Annotated in this window: 23 protein-coding genes and 2 pseudogenes; 20 read left to right on the top strand and 5 right to left on the bottom strand. The window is 39.8% G+C overall.

What is annotated here, in order from left to right; all coding sequences use genetic code 11:
* Positions 1-153: 153 nt before the first annotated feature.
* Positions 154-1239: a pyridoxal-phosphate dependent enzyme gene (locus HMPREF1019_RS02085; protein WP_009294025.1), complete on the bottom strand. Its 1086-nt coding sequence runs from the start codon at positions 1237-1239 to the stop codon at positions 154-156.
* 20 nt (positions 1240-1259) lie between these two features.
* Positions 1260-1643 (bottom strand): RidA family protein, encoded by a 384-nt coding sequence (locus HMPREF1019_RS02080; protein ID WP_009294024.1) that lies wholly within the window; start codon positions 1641-1643, stop codon positions 1260-1262.
* 147 nt (positions 1644-1790) lie between these two features.
* On the opposite strand from HMPREF1019_RS02080, the gene HMPREF1019_RS02075 reads away from it, so the two are divergent.
* Genes HMPREF1019_RS02075 through ccoS form a run of 3 tightly spaced genes read left to right on the top strand, consistent with a single transcriptional unit; the run spans position 1791 to position 5103 of the window.
* Positions 1791-2411, top strand: coding sequence for a helix-turn-helix transcriptional regulator (locus HMPREF1019_RS02075; protein WP_009294023.1), 621 nt, complete (start codon positions 1791-1793; stop codon positions 2409-2411).
* Complete coding sequence (locus tag HMPREF1019_RS02070; RefSeq protein ID WP_009294021.1) at positions 2408-4786, top strand: heavy metal translocating P-type ATPase; 2379 nt, start codon at positions 2408-2410, stop codon at positions 4784-4786. The genes HMPREF1019_RS02075 and HMPREF1019_RS02070 overlap by 4 nt, the downstream gene beginning before the upstream one ends.
* Complete coding sequence (ccoS, locus tag HMPREF1019_RS10570) at positions 4786-5103, top strand: cbb3-type cytochrome oxidase assembly protein CcoS (protein WP_009294019.1); 318 nt, start codon at positions 4786-4788, stop codon at positions 5101-5103. The genes HMPREF1019_RS02070 and ccoS overlap by 1 nt, the downstream gene beginning before the upstream one ends.
* Here the strand turns inward: ccoS and HMPREF1019_RS09800 are convergent.
* Entirely contained in the window at positions 4997-5599 is a 603-nt protein-coding gene (locus tag HMPREF1019_RS09800; protein ID WP_009294018.1) for a LysE/ArgO family amino acid transporter, read from the bottom strand. The genes ccoS and HMPREF1019_RS09800 overlap by 107 nt on opposite strands.
* A 117-nt stretch (positions 5600-5716) precedes the next feature.
* Between HMPREF1019_RS09800 and HMPREF1019_RS02055 the strand changes: the two genes are divergently transcribed.
* Entirely contained in the window at positions 5717-7381 is a 1665-nt protein-coding gene (locus tag HMPREF1019_RS02055) for a DNA polymerase III subunit gamma/tau (RefSeq protein ID WP_009294016.1), read from the top strand.
* A gap of 821 nt (positions 7382-8202) precedes the next feature.
* Here the strand turns inward: HMPREF1019_RS02055 and glnA are convergent.
* On the bottom strand, positions 8203-9633 hold the full coding sequence (gene glnA, locus HMPREF1019_RS02050) for a type I glutamate--ammonia ligase (RefSeq protein ID WP_009294014.1): 1431 nt from the start codon (positions 9631-9633) through the stop codon (positions 8203-8205).
* A gap of 86 nt (positions 9634-9719) precedes the next feature.
* Entirely contained in the window at positions 9720-10499 is a 780-nt protein-coding gene (locus tag HMPREF1019_RS02045) for a histidinol-phosphatase (RefSeq protein WP_009294011.1), read from the bottom strand.
* Positions 10500-10636: 137 nt separating this feature from the next.
* On the opposite strand from HMPREF1019_RS02045, the gene HMPREF1019_RS02040 reads away from it, so the two are divergent.
* The 16 genes and pseudogenes from HMPREF1019_RS02040 to rplS all read left to right on the top strand — a co-directional run bounded on the left by HMPREF1019_RS02040 (position 10637) and on the right by rplS (position 21787).
* Positions 10637-11386, top strand: coding sequence for a hypothetical protein (locus HMPREF1019_RS02040; RefSeq protein WP_009294009.1), 750 nt, complete (start codon positions 10637-10639; stop codon positions 11384-11386).
* On the top strand, positions 11386-12645 hold the full coding sequence (locus HMPREF1019_RS02035; RefSeq protein ID WP_009294007.1) for a peptidase U32 family protein: 1260 nt from the start codon (positions 11386-11388) through the stop codon (positions 12643-12645). The genes HMPREF1019_RS02040 and HMPREF1019_RS02035 overlap by 1 nt, the downstream gene beginning before the upstream one ends.
* The gene (gene purE / locus HMPREF1019_RS02030; RefSeq protein ID WP_009294005.1) at positions 12642-13136 is read left to right on the top strand and encodes a 5-(carboxyamino)imidazole ribonucleotide mutase; all 495 of its coding nucleotides are present in this window, start codon (positions 12642-12644) and stop codon (positions 13134-13136) included. Before HMPREF1019_RS02035 ends, purE begins: the two co-directional genes overlap by 4 nt.
* An 11-nt stretch (positions 13137-13147) precedes the next feature.
* Positions 13148-13621, top strand: a complete 474-nt coding sequence (locus tag HMPREF1019_RS02025; protein WP_009294003.1) for a DUF3972 domain-containing protein — start codon at positions 13148-13150, stop codon at positions 13619-13621.
* Between the two features lie 3 nt (positions 13622-13624).
* Positions 13625-14041, top strand: a complete 417-nt coding sequence (locus tag HMPREF1019_RS02020; RefSeq protein WP_009294001.1) for a GyrI-like domain-containing protein — start codon at positions 13625-13627, stop codon at positions 14039-14041.
* A 10-nt stretch (positions 14042-14051) separates the two neighbouring features.
* Positions 14052-14912: a glycine--tRNA ligase subunit alpha gene (gene glyQ, locus HMPREF1019_RS02015; protein ID WP_009293999.1), complete on the top strand. Its 861-nt coding sequence runs from the start codon at positions 14052-14054 to the stop codon at positions 14910-14912.
* 6 nt (positions 14913-14918) lie between these two features.
* Positions 14919-15641, top strand: coding sequence for a Nif3-like dinuclear metal center hexameric protein (locus HMPREF1019_RS02010; RefSeq protein WP_009293998.1), 723 nt, complete (start codon positions 14919-14921; stop codon positions 15639-15641).
* 17 nt (positions 15642-15658) lie between these two features.
* Positions 15659-16367: pseudogene (locus tag HMPREF1019_RS02005) on the top strand (zinc ribbon domain-containing protein).
* Positions 16368-16375: 8 nt separating this feature from the next.
* Positions 16376-17511, top strand: a pseudogene (gene waaA, locus HMPREF1019_RS02000) (lipid IV(A) 3-deoxy-D-manno-octulosonic acid transferase).
* Positions 17508-18266 carry an RluA family pseudouridine synthase gene (locus HMPREF1019_RS01995; RefSeq protein ID WP_009293994.1) on the top strand — a complete coding sequence of 253 codons (759 nt, stop codon included), beginning with the start codon at positions 17508-17510 and terminating at the stop codon, positions 18264-18266. The pseudogene waaA and the gene HMPREF1019_RS01995 overlap by 4 nt, the downstream one beginning before the upstream one ends.
* A 62-nt stretch (positions 18267-18328) precedes the next feature.
* Positions 18329-19669, top strand: coding sequence for a signal recognition particle protein (gene ffh / locus HMPREF1019_RS01990; protein WP_009293993.1), 1341 nt, complete (start codon positions 18329-18331; stop codon positions 19667-19669).
* 71 nt (positions 19670-19740) lie between these two features.
* Positions 19741-19968, top strand: a complete 228-nt coding sequence (gene rpsP, locus HMPREF1019_RS01985) for a 30S ribosomal protein S16 (protein ID WP_009293992.1) — start codon at positions 19741-19743, stop codon at positions 19966-19968.
* Positions 19968-20210 (top strand): KH domain-containing protein, encoded by a 243-nt coding sequence (locus tag HMPREF1019_RS01980; protein ID WP_009293991.1) that lies wholly within the window; start codon positions 19968-19970, stop codon positions 20208-20210. The genes rpsP and HMPREF1019_RS01980 overlap by 1 nt, the downstream gene beginning before the upstream one ends.
* Positions 20203-20733, top strand: a complete 531-nt coding sequence (gene rimM / locus HMPREF1019_RS01975; protein ID WP_009293990.1) for a ribosome maturation factor RimM — start codon at positions 20203-20205, stop codon at positions 20731-20733. Before HMPREF1019_RS01980 ends, rimM begins: the two co-directional genes overlap by 8 nt.
* Positions 20730-21422 carry a tRNA (guanosine(37)-N1)-methyltransferase TrmD gene (gene trmD, locus HMPREF1019_RS01970; RefSeq protein WP_009293989.1) on the top strand — a complete coding sequence of 231 codons (693 nt, stop codon included), beginning with the start codon at positions 20730-20732 and terminating at the stop codon, positions 21420-21422. The genes rimM and trmD overlap by 4 nt, the downstream gene beginning before the upstream one ends.
* 8 nt (positions 21423-21430) lie before the next feature.
* On the top strand, positions 21431-21787 hold the full coding sequence (rplS, locus tag HMPREF1019_RS01965; protein ID WP_002941851.1) for a 50S ribosomal protein L19: 357 nt from the start codon (positions 21431-21433) through the stop codon (positions 21785-21787).
* The last annotated feature ends 120 nt before the right edge of the window (positions 21788-21907 follow it).

The following is a 21907-nucleotide window of genomic DNA, read 5'->3' as shown; positions in this document are numbered from 1 at the left end:
TAAATGCGGGGATAAGATTGTAGAATTCTGGGCTTCAAAAGTTTTTTGAAAGTTTTGGCATTTTATAAAAATAAAACTTTGTTGTCAAGAAATGCCACAACCAAAGTCGCTAAAGTAGGCAAATTTGCAGGCAAAATGACCTGCAAATTTAAATCAGTGTTCGCTCTTTAGTCCAGCGCCACACATCGAGATGATGCTTCTGCCCTCTATCTTGTGCGATTTTGCGTAGCTTGCGTATGCCGCGTAGATCGCTGCTGTGGTGTGCTCGACGTAAAAGCCGCGGCTTGCTAGGAAATTTCTAGCTGGCTCAATATCCTCTTCTTTTATCGTGATCACCTCGCGCTCGCCTGCGTAGCGGCTAGCTAATATCTCAGCGCCACGAGCAGGTTTTGCTATCGCTATGCCCTCAGCCAAAGTTGGCTCTGGCTTGATCGCAAGTGGCTCGCTTGTTGCCCCTAAAAATGGCGCGCACTTTTCGCTTTGAACGATGAAAATTTTAGGTAGTTTTTTGATCACTCCAGCCTCATATAGCTCATTTAGCGCTATCTCGCAGCCAAGTAGCAAGGTGCCGTTGCCAACTGGTAAAAAGAGATTTTCGGGGACAAAGCCAAGCTGCTCGTAAATTTCATATATATATGTTTTGGTGCCTTGGTAAAAAAGCGGGTTAAATACGTGGTTTGCGTAAAAAATTCCCTCATCTTTTGCCCTTTTTCTACAAGCATCTGCCGTCTCATCGCGCGTGCCGTCAAAGACAACCGCCTTTGCGCCGTAGTACTCAAGCATCTTTATCTTTTTCTCGCTTGTGCCTTTTGGGACGTAAATTTCACACTCCATGCCAGCTCTAGCAGCGTATGCAGCGACCGAGTTTCCAGCGTTTCCGCTGCTATCTTGCAAGATCTTTTTGATGCCATGAGTTTTACAAAACCATATAAGCATCACCGCGCCTCTATCCTTGAAAGAGAGCGTTGGCATCGCATAGTCCATTTTAAGGTATAGCGAGTCATCAAATTTCACGCTCTTTGTTAGCCCTTCGCCAAGGCTGATGTCGCGCCAAAGCTCATTTTTGATAGGGAAAAACTCGCGGTATCTAAATAGGCTAAACTCGCGCTGATCGATCAAATTTAGATCAAAATTGGCTGGTTTAAACTCCAGATCATATAGCCCACCGCACTCGCACGCAAATATAGGCGTCTCAAAATCTGCGCTCTTGCCGCACTTTGAGCAGATAAATTTAGGCATTTTTGCTCCTTTAAAGCTTTTTAAAGTTTTCTATCAAGTATCGCTGTAGCTTCGATCTCTAGCAGGCAGCCAAAGTGAAGTTTGTTTGTCGGTACTACGACGCGAGCTGGCTTGTGATCGCCAAAAAATAGCGCATACTCGTCATCTATCTCGTCCCAAAAGTCGATATCTGGCGTATAGATGCGGCACATCAAGATGTCGTTTCTTGTCGCATTTGCCAGTTTTAGCACGTTATCAAGGTTTTTTAAAGCCTGCCTTGTTTGCGCCTTTAGTCCCTCTGGGATCTGCCTGGTCTCTGGGTCCATGCTAAGCTGTCCTGAGATGTAGAGGATGCCGTTGTGCTCGGTCGCTAAAGAGTAGTGAGCCTTTTTCTTTTTTGAAATTTCGGTTTCGTAAATTTTCATATTTTCTCCTTAAAAATTTAAAAAATTATAGATAAAAAATTATTATTTTCACTTAAATTTTACAAATTTTCATAAAAAATTATATTTTTTCTTATCTAAATTTTAAAAATATTTTGGCTAAACTTAAACAAAAACAAAAGGCGCCTTATGCATCCTATATTAAAGGCATTTATCCCAACGGCAAATCTCATACAAAAAAGCTCGCCATTTGCCTGCGAAGTCGTGCTGCACGACCTTTCACACCCGCAGCGCTCAGTCGTATATGTAGCTGGCGACGTCACTGGCAGAAAGGTCGGACAAAGCTTTGACCACCTTGTAAGTGAGGTCTTAAACAGCAAGAATTTCAAAGACGACTACGTGGCGAACTACTTTTTTACAAAGGACGAAAAGCTGGTGAAGTCCTCAACTGCATTTATCAGAGACGAGCACGGCGAGATCATAGGGGCGATATGCGTAAATGTCGATGCGAGCGTGGCAAGGAGCCTTTTTGAAGTGACTGGGAATTTCTTAAAGACGAGTGAAAACGAATTTGAAAGCGAGCAAAACGACGATGTGACGCAGATCGTCTTAAATTTGATCGACAAGATCATCGCCAAAAACGAGGGCAAAAAGCTCAAAAAGGAGCAAAAGCTAGAGCTCGTGGGCTTTATGAACGAAAAGGGCATTTTTAACATAAAGGGCGCTATCGAGGTCGTAGCAGCCAAGCTAAACGTCTCAAAGATCACGATATATGGCTATTTAGACCAGCTCAAAAAGAAGCGTCCGTGAAGTGTAGGTGTGCTCACTGCAAGCAAAGCTTTGATGAAAGCGCGATGATAGAGGCTAAAGGCGGGCTTAAGTTTTGCTGCGTCGGCTGCAAAGGCGTCTATGAAATTTTAAATGAAAGTGGCCTTGGCGAGTTTTATGAGCGACTTGGCAAAAATACACTAAATCCTGCAAGTAGTGGCGCAAATGTCAAAAATTTAGCGGCAAATTTTAGCGAGCTGGTGACAAAAGAGGGCGAGTTTTCTAAAATTTCGCTTCTCATTGACGGCATCACCTGCTCGGCGTGCATCTGGCTACTTGAAAAGGCGCTTTTTAGCCTGCCTGGCATCTTGGAGGTAAATATCAACTCGCTTAGCCAAAAGGCAGTCATCGTTTTTGACGAGCAAGAGCTTTTGGTGGAGCAAATAATCGAGAAAATTTACGCCATTGGCTACACTCCAAAGGCCTACGCAGCGAGCCAAAAAGAGGACGAGCTAGTCAAAAAAAGGCGAAATTTCTACGCAAAAGCGCTTGTTGGCGTCTTTGCCACGATGAATATCATGTGGCTGGCGATCGCGCAGTATGGCGGCTACTTTAGCGGTATCAGAAGCGACGTGAAGGATCTGCTAAGCTTCGCGCAGTTTGTGCTGGCAACGCCTGTGCTTTTCTACACTGGCAGTGAGTTTTTTAAGGGGGCAAAGATCGCCATTAAAAATGCCTCGCCAAATATGGACCTGCTCGTTATCACGGGGGCTAGCATAACCTATATCTACTCGATTTTTGCGATGCTTACGAGAAGTGGCGAGAGTTATTTTGACTCCGTTGCGATGATCATAACCTTTGTTTTTATCGGTAAATTTTTAGAAATTTTAGGCAAGAAAAAGGCGCTTGAGACCTCAAATTTCTTAAGTGATATGCTGCTTGCAAAGGTGTGCGTTTTAGAGGATGGCAAGGATGTTTTAAAAGAGCCAAAAGATGTAAATTTAGGCGAAAAGATCGTGCTTAGATCAGGCGAGAGGGCGCTGCTTGATGGTGTGGTGCTCAGTGGCGAGGCAAGCATCGATAGTTCAAGTCTAACAGGTGAGAGTTTGCCACTTTTACTAAGCTGTGGCAGCGAGGTCAAAAGCGGCGTCGTCTGTCTAAACGGACAGATCGTCTATGAAGCAAGGCAAATTTTTAAAAACTCATATCTTAATAAGCTTATAAATTTACTCCAAAACGCAGAGCTAAAAAAGCCAAATATCGAGCTAGCGGTCAATAAAATCGCCTCGAAATTCTCTCTTGGCGTGCTAACTCTAGCGTTTTTTACATTTTGGTTTTGGTACTTTAAATTTAGCTTTTCAGAAGCGGTGGTGACAGCCGTGAGCGTCATCGTGATCGCTTGCCCTTGTGCGCTTGCCCTTGCCACGCCAGTTAGCAGTGTCTGCGCCCTTGGGATTGCCTTTAAAAACAAGGTGCTTTTTAAGGAGGCTAAATTTTTTGAAAGCCTTGCAAAGTGCGATGTGGCGGTATTTGACAAGACTGGGACGCTCACAAAGGCTAAATTTGAAGTTGGCGAGTTTTTTATAAAAGAGGGCGTTGATATTGATAAAATTTACTCGCTTTGCCTCATCTCAAACCACCAAATAAGCATGGCAGTGGCTGATTTTTTAAAGCAAAAAGGCGCAAAAAAAGTTGAGCTTGAAAATGCAAATTTAAGCGTAGCAAAGGGAGTTAGCGCTGATATTATGGGTGAGCGTTTTGTGGCTGGAAGTAGGCGCTTTTTGGCTGAAAATGGTGTGAAATTTCAAGAGTGCGAAGAAAATGTGAGCTTTTTTGTTGGCAAGCAGGGCGAGCTGGTGGCTAAATTTTACCTAAAAGATAGCGTAAAGCCCGAAGCAAAGGCGCTTATGGACGAGCTAAAGAGCGCTGGTATGAAGGTGTGTATCCTAAGTGGCGACGTGCAAAATGTGGTAAAAAACGTAGCAGACGAGCTTGGCGTGAGCGAGTTTGGAGCAGGGATGCTGCCTGATGAAAAGGCTAAATTTATAAGTGAGCTAAAGCAGCAGGGCAAAAATGTGCTGATGGTAGGGGATGGCATAAACGACGCAGCCGCGCTTAGCCTCGCTCACGTAGCTATTTGCATGGGAAGTGGCGCAGCCGTGAGCTTAGAGAAAAGCGACGTGGTGCTACTTGATGATAGCTTGCAAAGCCTTGCAAAAGCGGTGAAAATTTCAAAATTTACCTATAAAACGATAAAGCAAAATTTGCTCTTTTGCCTGCTTTATAACGCCCTTAGCCTGCCATTTGCCGTGTGTGGCTACGTCATGCCGCTATTTGCCGCGCTTTTCATGTCGGCAAGCTCGCTAAGCGTCATACTAAACTCGCTTTATATAGTTAGAAAATTTAAGGACAAATAGTGGATACAACGACTCTTGCGATGCTTGTTTTTATCTCGGTTTTGATGGGGGCGGCCCTGCTTTTTGGTGTGCTTTGGGGGATAAAAAATAGGCAGTTTGAAGACTACCGCAAATTTTTAGACGGAGCAAATTTAGATGGCGAAGACGCGCTAAATGAAGCCTACCAGCTCGAACTTCGCAAAAAAGAGGCGCTAAAAAAGAGGCTAGAAGCTAGCAAAAAGGAGCATGAAGGCAAGGGCGAGCATGATGAGGCCGACAAAAAAACTCTAAAATTTTCCAAGAGATGGACCTTGCAAAGATGGGTGCTAAAAACCTAGCCAGATAGCCAAGTGCAAAGAAAAAACAAAATGAGGCAAGGCAGGCTCCCACGCCAAATATCAAATTTTCATCTTTAAATTTAGTCGAAACCGAGCCTATTAGTATCATCGTGTCAAGATAGACGTGAGGGTTTAGCCAGGTAAAAGCGAGCGTTAAAAGGATATTTTTCTTTAAATTTGATCTGGCATTTTCGCCGCTGGTATCCATGCTAAGATCCTTAAAAAAGCATGAGTGAAAGCTCTTTAGCGCGTAAAATAGTAAAAATAAAAAACCGCCATATAGGGCGATTTGCTTGATGATGGGGAAGCTTTGCACGAGGCTACCAAGCCCAAAAACTCCTGCAAATATCAAAACAGCGTCGCTAATAGCGCAAATGAGGCAGATGATAAAGATATTTTCTCTTTTGGTGCCCTGTTTTAGCACAAATGCATTTTGCGCGCCAATGGCTAAAATGAGCGATAAAGAGGTGAAAAATCCAGATATAAATGCTTGCAAATTTATCCTTCCCGCTAAATTTTGGCTTAAATTTAGCAAAATTTAACTTTATCATAACCATAAATTTATGCCTTTTTTTATAAAATCAGCAAATTAAAATTGCAAAAAGGAAAGCAGTTGCAAGCACTAGCCCTAAAATATCGACCGAAAAATTTTGACGAGCTCATCGGACAAGAAGCCGTAAGCAAGAGCCTAACCCACGCACTTGACGAAAACAGAGTGAGTCATGCCTATTTGTTTTCAGGCCTTAGGGGGAGCGGTAAGACATCGAGTGCTAGGATATTTGCAAAGGCTTTGGTCTGCGAGAAAGGGCCAACTTCTAGGCCTTGCGAGGTCTGCGCGCAGTGCGTGATGGCAAACGAGTCGCGCCACATGGACATCATCGAGATGGACGCAGCTAGCCACAGAAAGATCGACGATATAAGGGAGCTCATCGAGCAGACAAAATACGCTCCTACGGCTGCTAGATATAAAATTTTCATCATCGACGAAGTGCATATGCTAACAAAAGAGGCGTTTAATGCCCTTCTTAAAACACTTGAAGAGCCGCCAAGCTACGTTAAATTTATCTTAGCAACGACCGATCCGCTTAAGCTTCCAACGACGGTGCTTTCAAGGACGCAGCATTTTAGATTTAAGCAAATAAGCAGGTATGAGATCGTAAAACATCTTGAATTTATCCTTAGCAAAGAGGGCGTGAGTTACGAGAGGGAGGCGCTTGAGATACTAGCTAGAAGCGGCGGCGGCTCGCTAAGAGATACGCTAACACTACTTGATCAAGCTATCATTTATGGCGCTGGCAATATCACAAAATCAAGCGTGGCAGCGATGCTTGGACTTCTTGATCCAAGTAGGATCGAGCAGATCATCGAGCACGTCGCAAATGCCGATAAAAACGCCATAAGAGTGCTTGTGACCGAGCTTGAGACCTATGAGCCAGAGATGATCATAGATGAAATTTTGGCAAATTTAAAGCAGAGATTTTTAGACAACGACCCAAAATTTTCACTTCTTATATATGAGAGATTTTTTAGGATTTTGGCGCAGGCAAAGTCGATGTTAAGCGTATCAAGTGACAATGGCTTTGTGCTGATGCTTATGCTTTTTATGATGATAGAGGCGCTAAATCTGCAAGATATCGATGAAGCGATAAAACTTGCCAAGAGCGAGCCTAGCGTGGCTATGATCGAGCCAAAAGCTGGCGTGAGTGAGCAAATTTTAGCCATAAAAGAGACGCCAAAGACGCCCTACGAGCAGTTTGTGGCAAAAATTTATGATAGAAGCTTTGAGCTTGGAGAAATTTTTAAAAATCACATAAGTTTTAGCTTTTTAAATGAAAATGAGCTTGGACTAATCGTCAATGCAACTGGCGATGAGCTGGCATTTTTCAAAAAAAGCTGGGGCGTAATGCATGAAATTTTACATACAATTTTTGGTAAAAAAATAAAGATCGTAAATGCTAAGACGCAAATTTCTGCCCCAAAGTCTGAGCCACAAACTAAGCCACAAGAGCCACAGGATAAATATAGCTACCTTGACGAGGAGATCGCTAAGATAAAGGCTAGGCAGCAAGACGAGCAAAAAGATGAGCCAGCAAGCAAGCCAGACGTAGTGCTTGAAACTAGGGTAAATGCGCTATCTCAGCCGCAAAATGACTTTGCAAAAGAGCTGATGTCGCTAAGTCAGAGCAAAAGCCCAGAGGAGCTTAAAAAGCAAAGAGAAGAGGGCGTGATAAAAGAGGCAAATAGGCTCTTTGGACAGCCTGAAGTGCAAAATAGCTAGGGATTTGGCTTTTTTGTAAATTTTTAAATAAAAGTGGTCAAAATTAGCTTTTAATAAAATTATCTGCTGCTATCCTAACTAAATGAAATCTCAAATTTATATTACAAATTTAAAAGAGTTATGGCTTATTAAATTTGAACTTTTAGTGATGCAGATAAATTTAAAACTCTGGTAAATTTGTCCCCTGTTTGCAAAATCAAATTTAGTTCAAAATTTATCTGCTGTAGCTATTTCGGATATAAACTTAAGGTTGAAAATTTGTATTAGTTTAGGTTTATTAAATTTAACCTTTCTAAAGCAAAATTTCTAAATAAAATTAGTCAAAATTTATCTTGTCGTTTAGACTTGATACTTAAATTTAAAGCCTAAATTTATCTGTTATAACCATTTTGCTAAGCAAAATCCCTAAACTATGAAAGTAAATTTACAATGGCTATGACTTGTTAATTTTTAAATTTGTCCTTTTGGACAAAATTTCTAAGCAAAAGTAGCCAAAATTTAGATAGGTATTCTTGTTTTTATGTTTAAAGCATGAAGTCTTAAATTTATTCGCATGGCTTTTTGGATATGAGTTTAAAAATCTAAATTTGCATGAGTTGGGCTTATTAAATTTTTAAATTTATTCTTGTGTGTAAAGCCAAATTTAGCCCAAAATTTAACTATATAGATTTTATATTTTTAAAAAATTTATCTGTTGTGGTTAAAAAAAATAAGCAATAATACTTATTGGATTTAGCTCTAAATTTAATAATCGCAGGATTTTATATTTTAAATTTGATTAAAGAAGTCTCCAAGCCCAAAATGAGCTTGGAGATTGCGTTTTAGCAAGAGAAGCAGGTCTTAAACTCATAAGCGGTTGGGCGCGCTTCATAAGGCCAAACCTGAGTTTCAAATTTCATGTGCTGATAAGTGTCGATGAAAAGATCGCTCATTATCGGTTTTAGGTATTCGTTATCGCGGATAAGCGCTTCAAGGCTGCCACGAAGTGTGTGCGGTAGCTGCTCGATGCCGCGCTCTCTGATCTCATCGAGGTGTAGTTTAAATAAATTTTCATCCATCGGACCAACTGGCTCGTATTTGTTTTTAACGCCATCAAGCCCTGCCATTAGCATCGCTGAGAAGGCTAGATAAGGGTTTGCTGTGCTATCTGGAAATCTCATCTCAGCTCTAACTGACTTCTCGCCAGCGCCGTAAGGTATGCGGATGCTCGCTGAGCGGTTTTGGCTCGAGTAAGTGAGGATAGACGGCGCTTCAAAGCCTGGGATTAGGCGTTTGTAGCTGTTTGTGCTTGGGTTTGTGAAGGCTGCAACGCTTCTTGCGTGTTTTAAAACGCCACCGATGTAGTGCCTTGCAAAGTCACTTAAATTTGCGTAGTTGCCCTCTTTATAAAATAAATTTTTACCATCTTTCCAGACTGATTGATGCACGTGCATGCCGCTGCCGTTGTCGCCATAAAGCGGTTTTGGCATAAATGTAACTGTCTTGCCGTTTAGGTGAGCGACCATGCGAACGACGTATTTGTAAATTTGAACGTTGTCAGCAGCCTCGACTAAGTTGCCAAATTTCACGCCGATCTCGCCTTGACCTTGCGCGACCTCGTGGTGTCCTAAAAATACTTCAAGGCCAACTTGCTCTAAAACTTGCATCATTTCAGCTCTTAGATCGACCATGCTGTCGATTGGCTGGGTCATCAAGTAGCCGCCTTTTCTGCGTGGGCGGTGACCTGTGTTGTAGCTATCTTTAAAGTCCGCAGCGTCGTTCCACTCGCCTTCTTCGCTATCTACTTGATACATCGCGCAGTTTGGGCTGTCGATGATTTTGACGTTGTCAAATACAAAAAATTCATTCTCAGGGCCAAAATATGCCTCATCGCCAAGTCCGCTATCTTTTACATATTGCATCGCTCTTTTTGCGATCGAGCGAGGGCATTTTTCATAAATTTGACCTTTGTAAATGTCGTAGATATCGCAAAAAACAACGACTGTGATGTCAGAGGTAAATGGGTCCAAAAACGCAGATGTCGCTTCTGGCTTCATTATCATATCGCTCTTGTCGATTGGCTGCCAGCCGTTCATCGAGCTAGCGTCCATTGGGATGCCGTTTGTGAAATTCTCTTTTGTAACAGCTTTTATGTTGTAGCTTATGCTGTGCCAAGCGCCGTTTAGATCGGTAAATCTAAAATCTACAAATTTAACTTCATTTTCTTTGCAAAAATCAAAAAAATGATCGATGTTTTGGACAAATTTTCCCATTTTTATCTCCTTCTGGTTTTTAATTTTCGTATTGTATCACAAAATTTTATATTTAAGATTATTTTTATATTTTATTTGACCCCAAACTAAAATTTTACTAATTCTCTATCTCTATTTTTAAATATCGCACACTTTGAATATCCCAAATTTCTAGCTATCTGCTCGCAAATTTCGCCGTTTTTACCGATGTCTTCTTTGGCATGAGCGTCTGAGCCAAAGGTGATGGTGATGTCATTTTCGGCGATTAGCTCTAGTAAATTTACGCTTGGATATTGCTCGCCGATAGGCTTTCTAAAGCCAGCTGCGTTTATCTCGACTACCAAATTTGCCTCTTTTATCGCTTTTACCGCGTTTTTGGCTAGGATCCTGACATCTTTTTTGGGTAAAAATTTAAAGAGTTTTAAAAGATCGATGTGCCCCATGATGTCAAATTTACCAAGCCTAGCTGATCTTTCTATGTGGTCAAAATACTCTTGCCAAATTTGATCCAAGTCTTTGCCCTCGTAGCCGCCGATAAATTCAGGGTTGTCAAACGCCCAGCCGTTAAAAAAATGCACAGAGCCTATTAGATAATCAACCTTTCTAGCAAAAACTCGCTCGTCCATAAAGCCATCTAAAAAATCCATCTCGTAGCCAAGTAAAATTTCTATCTCGCCGCTAAATTCATCTCTTAAACGTAAAATTTCGTCTTCGTAGCTTTGCATCTCCTCAAATTTCATCCTATAAGCTTCATCGTAGTTCATCGGCGCGTGATCGCTAAAGCCAAAGTATTTTGTGCCAGCTTTTATGGCGCATCTCACAAATTCTAGCGGTTCGCCAACTGCGTGGTTGCAAAGAGGTGTGTGGTTGTGAAGATCGACGGTCATTTTTTAGCCTTTTAAAGTCGTTTATTTTTCAAAAATGCTACCTAAAATTTGATAAATTTAAAGATAAACGCATACTTTTTAAACTTTCTTTTTATTTAAATCCTATATAATCAAGGCAAATTTTATTAGGAGCTTTTATGACCCAAGAGGAACTTGACGCGCTTATGGCGGGCGGATTAGAGGATGATTTAGGTGATACTAAAGATGCCAGCCAAGAGGTCGCGGACGTCAAAGAGGAAACAGACGAGGTAGCAGAAGTTGCAGAGGCAATGAGTGCTAAAGCAGATGAGCCACAAGCAAATAGTTCAAAACATGGCGAAAACTACAGAGTGAGCGCAGACGGCGTTTGGCCACCACCACCACCGACTGAAGACCATAAAATGGTACATCAGCTTGACGATGTGACAAGAGATAGCGAAGAGAAAGCTACTCAGATGTTTGACAAGCTTGAGACGATAAATAACTTTTTTATGGATGCCGAGAGCGACTCAAATAGCCTAAAAGACGCGATAAACTCAAATGTTGAGCTATTTACGACGCTAAGTGAGAAATTTCCAAATATTGCCGCATTTAGCGAAGCTTTAGAGAAAAACAACACACTTCTTGGCACGATCGATAATATCATCGGAAATTTACAAATGGGACAAGATGAGATTATGATGGCTATGGATATGATGCAGTATCAAGACATCCACAGGCAAAAGATAGAGCGTGTTATCAACGTTATGAGGGCGCTTAGCAAGTATATGAATACCTTGTTTGAAGGTCGTATCGATGACGATAAGCGTGTTGGCTCTGCTGTTCATATCGCTGGTGATACAACGACTGAAAACCTTGTCAGCAACGACGACATCGAAGCCTTGATAGAAAGTCTAGGTAAAAAATAGTGCTAAAAAGGCCTGAGCTTTTATCTCCAGCTGGAAATTTAACAAAACTTAAAATCGCCCTTGAATACGGAGCCGACGCTGTTTATGGCTCGGTGGCTAGCTTTTCACTAAGGACTAGATCGGCAAGGGAGTTTAACCTTGAAACATTTAAAGAGGCGATAGACTACACACACGAAAAGGGAAAGAAATTTTATGCAACCATAAATGCCTTTCCTTTTAACTCTCAGATAGAGCCGCTAAAAAGGCACTTACAAACTATCTCAGCGATGAAGCCAGATGCCTTTATCATCGCAACGCCAGGCGTAATGAGCCTAGCAAAAGAGATCGCTCCAGATATCGAGATACATCTCTCAACTCAGGCAAACGTTATGAACGTTTTGGACGCTAAAATTTATCACGATATGGGCGCAAAACGCATCGTCGTGGCACGCGAAATGAATTTAAAAGATGTTATAAAGATAAAAGAGGAAATTCCAACTCTTGATATCGAAATTTTCGTCCATGGCTCGATGTGCTTTGCCTACTCTGGTAGGTGCCTAGTAAGCTCAGTGCAAAGCGGACGTATGTCAAACCGCGGCAGCTGCGCAAACGACTGCAGATTTAAGTATGAACTCTACGCCAAAAACGAAGAGAGTGGCGTGCTTTTTCGCTTAGAAGAGGATGAAAACGGCACTCATATCATGAACTCAAAGGATCTTTGCCTCATCTCGCACATCAAAGAGATCGTTGATAGCGGTGTCATTGATAGCTTTAAGATAGAGGGCCGCACAAAGAGCGAGTACTACGCAGCTTGCACGGCAAGAGCCTATAAAATGGCGATAGATGACGCTATGGATGATAAATTTGACGCGCAAATTTATGAAAATGAGATAAATACACTGAAAAATCGTGGCTTTACGGATGGCTACTTGGTGCATAGACCTTATGAGCGAACCGATACGCAAAATCACACGAGCAGCCTAGAAGAGGGCACTCATCAGGTAAATGCTATAAGTGAAGACGGTGAGTTTTTTAAGTGCAAGTATAAAATTTCCCCAGATAAGAGCTACGAGATCGTGGCTCCAACTGGCTCGCACATAGATGATAGTGAAAATGAAATTTCAAAGGTCTATTCACAAGATGGCAAGAAATTTATCAAATTTAAGCAGCTCGTTACCAAAAAAGGCAAGGTCATGAGCGAAATTCATAGCGGCAATGAAAATGAGATAAACCTTGGCGTTAAGCTGCCAAAATTTAGTTTTTTAAGGGAGAAGATATGAAATTTGTTTCTATTATAATGGGAAGTAAAAGTGACTATGAGATCGTTAGCGAGGCGGCAAAGACTCTGGAGAAATTTGGCGTAAAATATGAACTGATAATCAGCTCAGCCCACAGAAGCCCAAAAAGAACTAGCGAGTACGTAGCAAATGCCGAGAAAAAGGGCGCAAAAGTCTTTATCGCAGCTGCTGGTATGGCGGCTCACCTAGCTGGTGCGATCGCTGCAAACACAACAAAACCAGTGATCGGCATACCAATGGCAGGCTCAGCTTTAAGCGGTGTTGATGCACTTTACTCAACCGTGCAAATGCCAAGTGGCATGCCAGTGGCAACCTTAGCTATCGGCAAGGCTGGTGCGATAAATGCAGCCTATCTTGCGGTGCAAATTTTAGCCCTTGAAGATGAGGAGCTAGCAAGTGCGCTAAAGGCCGACAGAGAGGCAAAGATAAAGGCTTTAGAGGATGATTCTTCAAAGGTTGAAGTGATACTATAAAAGGAGAAGCGGTGCAGACCTATCTTGGAGTTGATGAATTTTGCAAACTTGTGCACTTGGAGCGCGAAGTTATCGAGGATATGATAAATCGTGACGTTTTAAAAACCAAAGAGGAAAATGGAGAAATTTTGATAGAAGCGAGCGAGGGAACGATGAGCGTGGTGCCTAGTGTTTCGCAAAATTTATCCTTGCAGCCGCAAAGCCAAGATGGTTTTAGCTTTGTCGAAAAGACGATCGGCACGATACTAAATTTACACGAAAAGGTACTAGACGCAAAAGATGAGACGCTTGAGACCTTAAGAAATGAGAATAAATTTTTAAAAGAGGCGCTCATTTCGATGCAAGAGCTCTATGATGAAGATAGAAAAACGGTCGAGACGCTTACAAAACAGCTTAAAATTTCACAAGATGAAGTTGAATTTTTAAAACGAAAATACAAGCTCATGTGGAACCAAGCGGTTGAAAATTTTAACGGACAAAAGTAGTTTATGAAGATTATAAATTTAGATGATAGCTTTGAAATTTATGGAGTAAAAACTCGCACTAAAAATGAAGATGAAATGGACGGCAAGGGCAAAATTCCAGCTTTATGGTCTAAATTTATGGGCGAGCTCTATGATGGCAAGAGCGAAATTTATAGCGTTTACTGCAATTACGAAAGCGATTTTAATGGACATTACGATAACTTTATCGGCACAAGATCACGCCAAAAGGGTGATGAAAATTTAGATATACAAAGCGGAAAATACGCTCTTTTTAGCTTTGCAAATGAGCCGCAAAATGTTGCAAAATTTTGGGGTGAAATTTGGAGATATTTTGAAAGTAGTGAGCTAAAAAGAACCTATAAAACAGACTTTGAAAAATACCTAAAAGACAAAATAGAAATTTATATATCAATAAAATAAAAGGCAAAAAATGACATTTTCACAAATAATACTAACGCTTCAAAACTATTGGCAAGAGCAAGGCTGCGTCATACTTCAGCCATATGACATGCCAGCAGGTGCGGGCACATATCACCAAGCGACATTTTTAAGAAGCCTTGGACCAAAGCCGTGGGCGACCGCATACGTAGCTCCAAGCCGCCGTCCGACTGATGGTAGATACGGCGAAAACCCAAACCGCCTTGGCGCTTACTATCAGTTTCAAGTGCTCATAAAACCAAGTCCAGAAAATATCCAAGAGCTTTATCTAAAAAGCCTCGAAAGACTTGGTCTAAATTTAAAAAATCACGACATCCGCTTTGTTGAAGACAACTGGGAGAGCCCTACACTTGGCGCTTGGGGGCTTGGCTGGGAGGTCTGGTTAGATGGCATGGAAGTGACGCAATTTACCTATTTTCAACAAGTTGGCGGCATAACATGCGAGCTCATATCTGGTGAGATAACATACGGTCTTGAGCGCTTAGCTATGTATCTACAAGATATAAATAGCGTCTATGACATCGTTTGGGACGACTCTAATGACAACATCGTAACCTACGCTGATGTGCATAAACAAGGCGAGTATGAGTGGAGTAAATATAACTTTGAGGTGGCAAACGTTGATATGCTTTTTAACCAGTTTGAAAACGCATTTAATGAGTGCAAACGCTGCTTGGAGGCTAAAATTTCACTGCCAGCGTATGATTATTGCATGCTTGCAGCTCATACATTTAACGTCCTTGACGCGCGCGGAGCGATCAGTGTTACACAAAGACAAGACTACATCTTAAAAATTCGTGAGCTTGCAAAAGAGTGCGCGCTAACATATAAAGAGAGCTTGGAGCAAAAGTAAAATTTGATGAAAATAGCTGAAATTTATAAAAATTTAGATGAAATTTGCCCATTTGCGAGCCAAGAGTCTTGGGACAATAGTGGTCTGCAAGTTGGCTCATTTGATAGCGAATTTGAGCGAATTTATCTAAGTCTTGATCTTGATAGCGAGCTTTTGCAAAATGTCTTGCCAAACTCGCTCATCATAACCCACCATCCGCTCATTTTTAAAGGGCTAAAGAGCCTAGACTACAGCCTCTATCCAAGCTCGCTCATAAGAGAGATGATGATAAAAAATATCTCGCTCATCTCGCTTCACACAAATGCCGACCTTGCCTTTTTAAATGAAAAATTTGTGACGCAGGTTTTGGGACTTGAAATTTCAAGCAAAGAGGGCTTTTTGATCTACGCTGATGTGAAGATGAAATTTAGAGAGCTTTGTAAATTTGTAAAAGAAAAACTTGGGCTAGAAAATTTAAGAGCGGTTCGGGCAAAAGATGAAATTTCTAAAATTTGCATCTGCACTGGAAGTGGCGCAGATCTCATGCAAGATGTCAAAGCAGACGCCTTTTTAACAGGCGATCTAAAGTATCACCAAGCCCTTTACGCAAAGGAAAATGGACTAAATTTGATCGACATAAATCACTATGAAAGCGAGCGTTATTTTAGTGATTTTTTAGCAAAATATTTGCAAAATCTAAAAATTGAAGTTATAATAAGCAATTCTAAAAATCCATTTACATATTGCTAACAAAAAAAGGAAACATTATGAATAAATATTTGCAACAATTAGTTGAATTATCTGATCTTGACAAACAAATAGATGGTTTCACGCCGCGCATACAAGAAGTAGAAAAAGCCTATAAAAGCATAGAAGAAGAGTGTGAAACTATAGCGGTTAATGTAGAAAGACTTGACGAAGAGGTAAATGATCTAAAATCACAAAAATCAGGCACGAACGCTCACATCGCAGAATTTAGCGCTAAGATCAAAGATGTAGCTAAAAAAAGCTCAAGCGCAAAAAAGCGAAAAAGAGATAAAAGCGCTAGGTCTTGAAGAAGATATCGCAAAAGAGCAACTTGAAGCAGCAAACGAAGAGATCACTAGACTTGAAAAACTAATAGACAATAAAAATGCTCAAAAAGATGAGCTAAATGCTAAAAAAACAGAGCTTGAGGGGAATTTAGAAAAGATAAAAAGCGAGGTTTCATCTGAGCTTGAAAAGATCGAAAAAGAGCGCAAAGAGGTTTATGCTAAAAAAGATAAACTTGTCGCTGCGATGAACCAAAAAATCCTAGCATTTTACGAAAAAATAAGAAAATGGGCTCACAACACAGCCGTTGTGCCTGTTAAGAAACAAGCTTGTTATGGCTGCTTTATGCAGATAAATGATAAAACTTTCTCTGCGGTTGTAAAAGGCGAAGATATCGTTACTTGTCCGCATTGTGGCAGAATTTTGTATAAACAAGAGCAATAACATATTTCGTGATAATAATATATTATTTTTTAGCCTCAATACTCTATTTTTTTGGGGCTATTTTTCTACTTTTATTAAGTTTCAAAAAAAATACAATAGATCAATCCCAGCACGTTTTTTTATCTTTAATAACCCTAAATTTCAAGATGCAGATGTGCATTTTCACGCTTGTTCGTTTGGCGAGATGCAAGCGCTTAAGCCTTTGATGCAAAAATTTGACAGCAAAGCCATAAGCGTCGTGACAAATACTGGCTTTGAAGCGGCAAGCAAAATTTGCTCTAACACGAGATTTTTGCCATTTGAAATTTTCTTGCCATTTTGGTTAAAAAAGAGCAAAATTTTAGTCATTTTTGAGGCTGAGCTCTGGCTTATGCTAGTTTTCATGGCAAAGCTAAAAGGCAGCCGTGTGATCCTCATAAACGCTAGAATTTCAGATAGAAGCTATAAAAGCTACCTGAAATTTGGCTTTTTTTACAGATATCTATTTAAATTTATAGATAAAATTTACGCCCAAAGTGAGCTTGATAAAGAGCGGCTAAAGTCGCTTGGAGCAGGTGAAATAGAGGTCGTTGGCAACATAAAAGCTGCGTTTTTACCAAGTGTGAGTAGAGTTTATGAAAAACCAAAAGCTAGAGTGATCGTGCTAGCAAGCACACATGCAGGCGAAGAAGAGATGATTTTAGGTAATTTAAATTTAAAAGAAAACGATCTATTAATCATCGCACCACGCCACCCTGAGAGATTTGCAGAGGTGGAAAAGCTAGCGAGCGAGTACGCTAAAAAGCATGATTTTAGCTTTGCTAAATTTAGCCAAAGGCATAAATTTGAAGCTAAAGTAAATTTGCTTGATACTTTAGGCGAGCTTGTAAATGTCTATGCCATTAGCGATATAGTCGTGCTTGGAGGCAGTTTTGTGCCAAATATCGGTGGGCACAATCCAATCGAGTGCGCACAATTTAACCCAGTGATAATTATCGGCGAGTTTATATTTAACCAAAAGGCGTTATTTAGCCTAGTTGAAAACATCTATATCACAAAGGCTAGCGAGATAGGCGGTATAATAGATAGTGACGCCAAAAAGAGCAAGATCGCCGTGCAAGCAAGCGCTGATGCGATCATAGAAGATATAAGGAGCACTTTATGAGTGAAGAAAAAGCGTATAAAATTTTAGCCAAACAAAAAAATATCTCAAACAACGAGGCAAAGGAGCTAATCGACAGCGGACTAGTCTATGCTAAGGGGCAAAAGGTGATGATCGCTCGTGCGCTAATGAGCGAAAATACTAAATTTAGCGTCGAAGAGATGCCAAAGCCAAGCGTTATCTTTGAAGATGAAAATTTAATAGCCATCAATAAACCAGCTGCCATAACTAGCGAAAAAATCAGCCAAATTTATAAATTTCCACTACTTCACAGGCTCGATAAAGACACAAGTGGCGTGCTGCTTCTTGTAAAAAATGACGAATTTGCTAGCCTTGCCATAAATGAGTTTAAAAAGATGAAGGTTGAGAAAATTTACGTGGCTGCAGTTAGGGGTATCATGAGCGAGGAGGTCGTCGTAAATGAGCCGATTTTAACGATAAAAAATAAAAATGGCGCCTTTTCAAAGATATCAAAAGATGGCAAAGAGGCGATCAGTGAAATTTCACCGCTCATGGTTGTGGGTAAAAAAACGCTTGTAAAAGTTGCCATAAAAACAGGCAGAACGCACCAGATAAGAGTGCATTTGGCTAGTTTAAATTTACCTATCGTTGGCGATGAGAAATATGGCAAAAATAGGGCAAATAGAATGTTCTTGCATGCCTATTCTATCGCTCTTTTAAACTATAAATTTAAAGCGCCAATCCCAAAAGAATTTAACTCTCTTGGATTTGAGCTATCTAATAAATTTGAAATTTAAAGAGCAATAAAGAAATTATTTAGTAATATACGCCCTTTAATAACAATTTAGAAAGGTGATTAGTGTTCGAACAAATTAGCGAGTCTTTTAGATTAGCCGTTAGCAAGATACGTTTTGTAGATGATGAAAAAGCTCTAAAAAACGCACTTGACGTGTTAAAAAAAGCTCTTTTAAAAGCTGATGTTCACCACAAAGTCACCAAAGATCTACTCGCGTCTATCGAAAGCGAACTAAAGCAAACTGGTGTTGGACAAAAGAATTTTCTAGATGCGATCAAGTCAAATTTAACTACTGTCTTAACAGCTCCTGGTAACCAAGGCTTTGTCTATGCACCAGTTGCACCGACCATTGTTTTGATGGCTGGCTTACAAGGTAGCGGTAAAACTACGACAACTATCAAGCTTGCAAACTATCTAAAACTAAGAAAGAAAAAAGTTTTAGTTGCGGCTTGTGATTTGCAAAGATTAGCGGCGGTTGAGCAGCTAAGACAGCTCTGCGTTGCAAATGAGATAGATCTTTTTTATATAGAAAATGAAAACAACCCTATAAAAGTAGCAAAAGAAGCACTAGAAAAAGCAAAAAGCGGTCTTTATGATGTGCTTTTAGTGGATACCGCTGGTCGTCTTGCGATTGATGAAAAGTTGATGCAAGAGATAAAAGATGTAAAAAATGCGATAAATCCACATGAAATTTTCTACGTTGCTGACGCTATGAGCGGACAGGATGCTGTAAAAACAGCTACAAGTTTTAATGAAATTTTGGGAATTTCTGGAGTTATCCTTTCTAAATTTGACTCTGACTCAAAGGGCGGCGTAGCTATTAGCATCGCAAAACAGCTAAATATCCCACTTAGATTTGTTGGTACTGGCGAGAAAGTAGCTGATATCGAGAGCTTTATACCAGACCGCATCGTAAGCCGCATAATGGGCGAGGGCGACTTAGCCACTTTGGTCGAGAAGACATCGACTATTATCGATGAAAAAGAGGCAAAACGTCTAAATCAAAAGATAAAAAAAGGTCAATTTAACTTTAATGACTTTTTGGATCAAATGGAAAGCGTTAAAAAACTTGGTAGTATGAAATCTTTGATGGGGATGATACCTGGACTTTCAAATATTGCAAATCAGATAAAAGATATAGACCTTGATAATTCAAAAGAAATTTTGCATATTAAGGCTATGATAAACTCTATGACACAAAAAGAGCGTGAAAATCCAGATCTTTTAAACAATAGTAGAAAAAGGCGTTTGGCAGCTGGCTCTGGACTATCTCAAGTAGAGGTAAATCGCTTTTTGAAGCAGTTTGAAAATGCTTCAAAGCTTGCTAAGAAATTTTCGGGAAAGGGCGGAGCAAAAGGACTTGCAAATATGCTTTCACAAGCAAATTTAAAAAGACCTGTTTGATAAAAGGGTTTAAATTTGGATATTTGTTATCTAAATTTAAGCTTTATTTAAAAACAAGAGGAGAATATAATATGGCAACAGTAGTAAGACTAACAAGAATGGGACGTAAAAAAAGACCTTTTTATCGTATAGTTGTTACAGATAGCAGAAAAAGACGTGATAGCGGTTGGATAGAGAGCATTGGTTATTACAACCCTATGGTTGAGCCAAATGTTATAAATTTCAACAAAGAGAGATTGGATTACTGGAAAAGCGTCGGTGCTAAACTTAGTGATAGAGTTGCACAAATTACAAAATAATGGTTGAAAATTTTTTATACGAATACGCCAAGCTGATAGCTGATTTTCCTGAAAAGGTGACTATTGAGCGTCAAGAGCTTGGTGAAAATTTTGTCGAGATCATTATAAGTGCCGATAAGGTTGACACTGGAAAGCTTATCGGTAAAGACGGCAAAATGATAAATGCTATAAAGACCGTTATTATTGGCTGTAAAGCCAAAGACAATACAAGTTATAGAGTAACGGTAAAAGCTATTGAATAGTGATATTGTTGAAGTCGCTACCATCGGGAGATGTGTTGGTTTAAAGGGCTATTTAAAGCTTCACAACAAGAGCGACTTCCCAGAGCAATTTAAAAAAGGTGCAACCTTTTTTGATAAAAACAGTGTTCAGCTCACAATAAAAGACTATAACAGACAAAAAGAGCTGGTTCTGTTTGAAAATTTTGATGATTTAGACCTTGCTAAAACACTCGTAAATAGAACTATCTATACCACAAAAGAGCTTACTAGAAAAAACTGCAAACTAAAAAAAGATGAATTTTTTCAGTTTGATATCATCGGTTTAAAAGTTGTAGAAAATGGCGAAATTTTAGGTATTGTAGAAGATATCCAAGATAATTTTGCAAATTCACTTTTATACATAAAAACTGATGAAGAGCTTATCGCATGCGGTAAACCAAAGAATTTTTACATTCCATATTTGGAGCATTTTATCGAAAGCGTAAATTTGGATAGTGGAGAGATTTTGGTAAAAGGCGCTAGAGATATCTTAGAAAATTCATGAAATTTACGTTTATTACACTTTTTGAAAATCTAGTCAAACCTTACTTTTGTGATTCTATTTTAAAACGTGCAATTAGCAATAAATTTATTGAAATTGATTTTATAAATCCAAGAAATTTTACCAACGATAAGCACAATAAAGTTGATGATTGTATGATAGGAGGTGGAGCAGGGCTTTTGATGTTTCCGCAGCCTTTGGATGAGTCAATCAAATTTCTAAAAGAAAAAGATAAAAACACCCATGTGATTTTTTTGACGCCAGCTGGTAAAAAATTTAGTCAAAATGACGCGAAAAGGCTCTCTAAAAAAGATCATATTTGCTTTGTCTGCAGTAGATATGAAGGTCTTGATGAGAGAGTTGTTGAGCTTTGGGCGGACGAAGTTTTTTGTATAGGTGATTTTATTTTAACTGGCGGAGAGCTGCCTGCACTTTGCATGAGTGATGCGATATCAAGAAATGTACCCGGAGTTTTAGGAAACGACATGAGCCTTGAAGTGGAGAGTTTTGAAGGTAATTTGCTTGAAGCCCCATCTTTTACAAAACCTGATAATTTTAAATCCCTCTTTGTGGTTTCAGAGTTTTTAAAGGGTAATCATGCTAAAATCCACAACTTAAAAAACAAGATGGCTCACTGCAAAACAAGGTACTTTCGCCCTGATTTATATCAAAAGCTAAAGCCACATAAATAAGGAAAAACATGAGAAATAAATACATTGAAGCGTTTGAAAATGCTCAAATTGCTGGTAAGAATATCCCTGACTTCCGTGCAGGAGATACATTGCGTGTGGCTACTCGTATTCACGAGGGAGACAAAACGAGAATTCAAAATTTTGAAGGCATTTGTATAGCTAGACGTGGTAGCGGTACTGGTGAAACATTTATCATCAGAAAAATCGGCGCCAACAGTGTTGGTGTTGAGAGAATTTTCCCAATATTTAGCGATTCTATCGAAGAGATAAAGGTTCTTAGAAAAGGTCGTGTTAGAAGAGCTAAGCTATTCTATTTACGCGAACTACGCGGTAAGGCAGCTAAGATCCGCGAACTTAGAAAATAAAACTTTTTCCCTGAAATTTTCAGGGACTCTCTCCTATAAACTATATTTAAAATCATTTTTATATTACTTCATATTTATACTTCATTAATCACTCTTTGCTAGAATTTTACCTCAAATTTA

The sequence above is a fragment of the Campylobacter sp. 10_1_50 genome, assembly GCF_000238755.1.
Classification (GTDB): domain Bacteria; phylum Campylobacterota; class Campylobacteria; order Campylobacterales; family Campylobacteraceae; genus Campylobacter_A; species Campylobacter_A concisus_R.
Note: the sequence above shows the minus strand (reverse complement) of the source record. Positions and strands in the feature narration are given on the sequence as shown.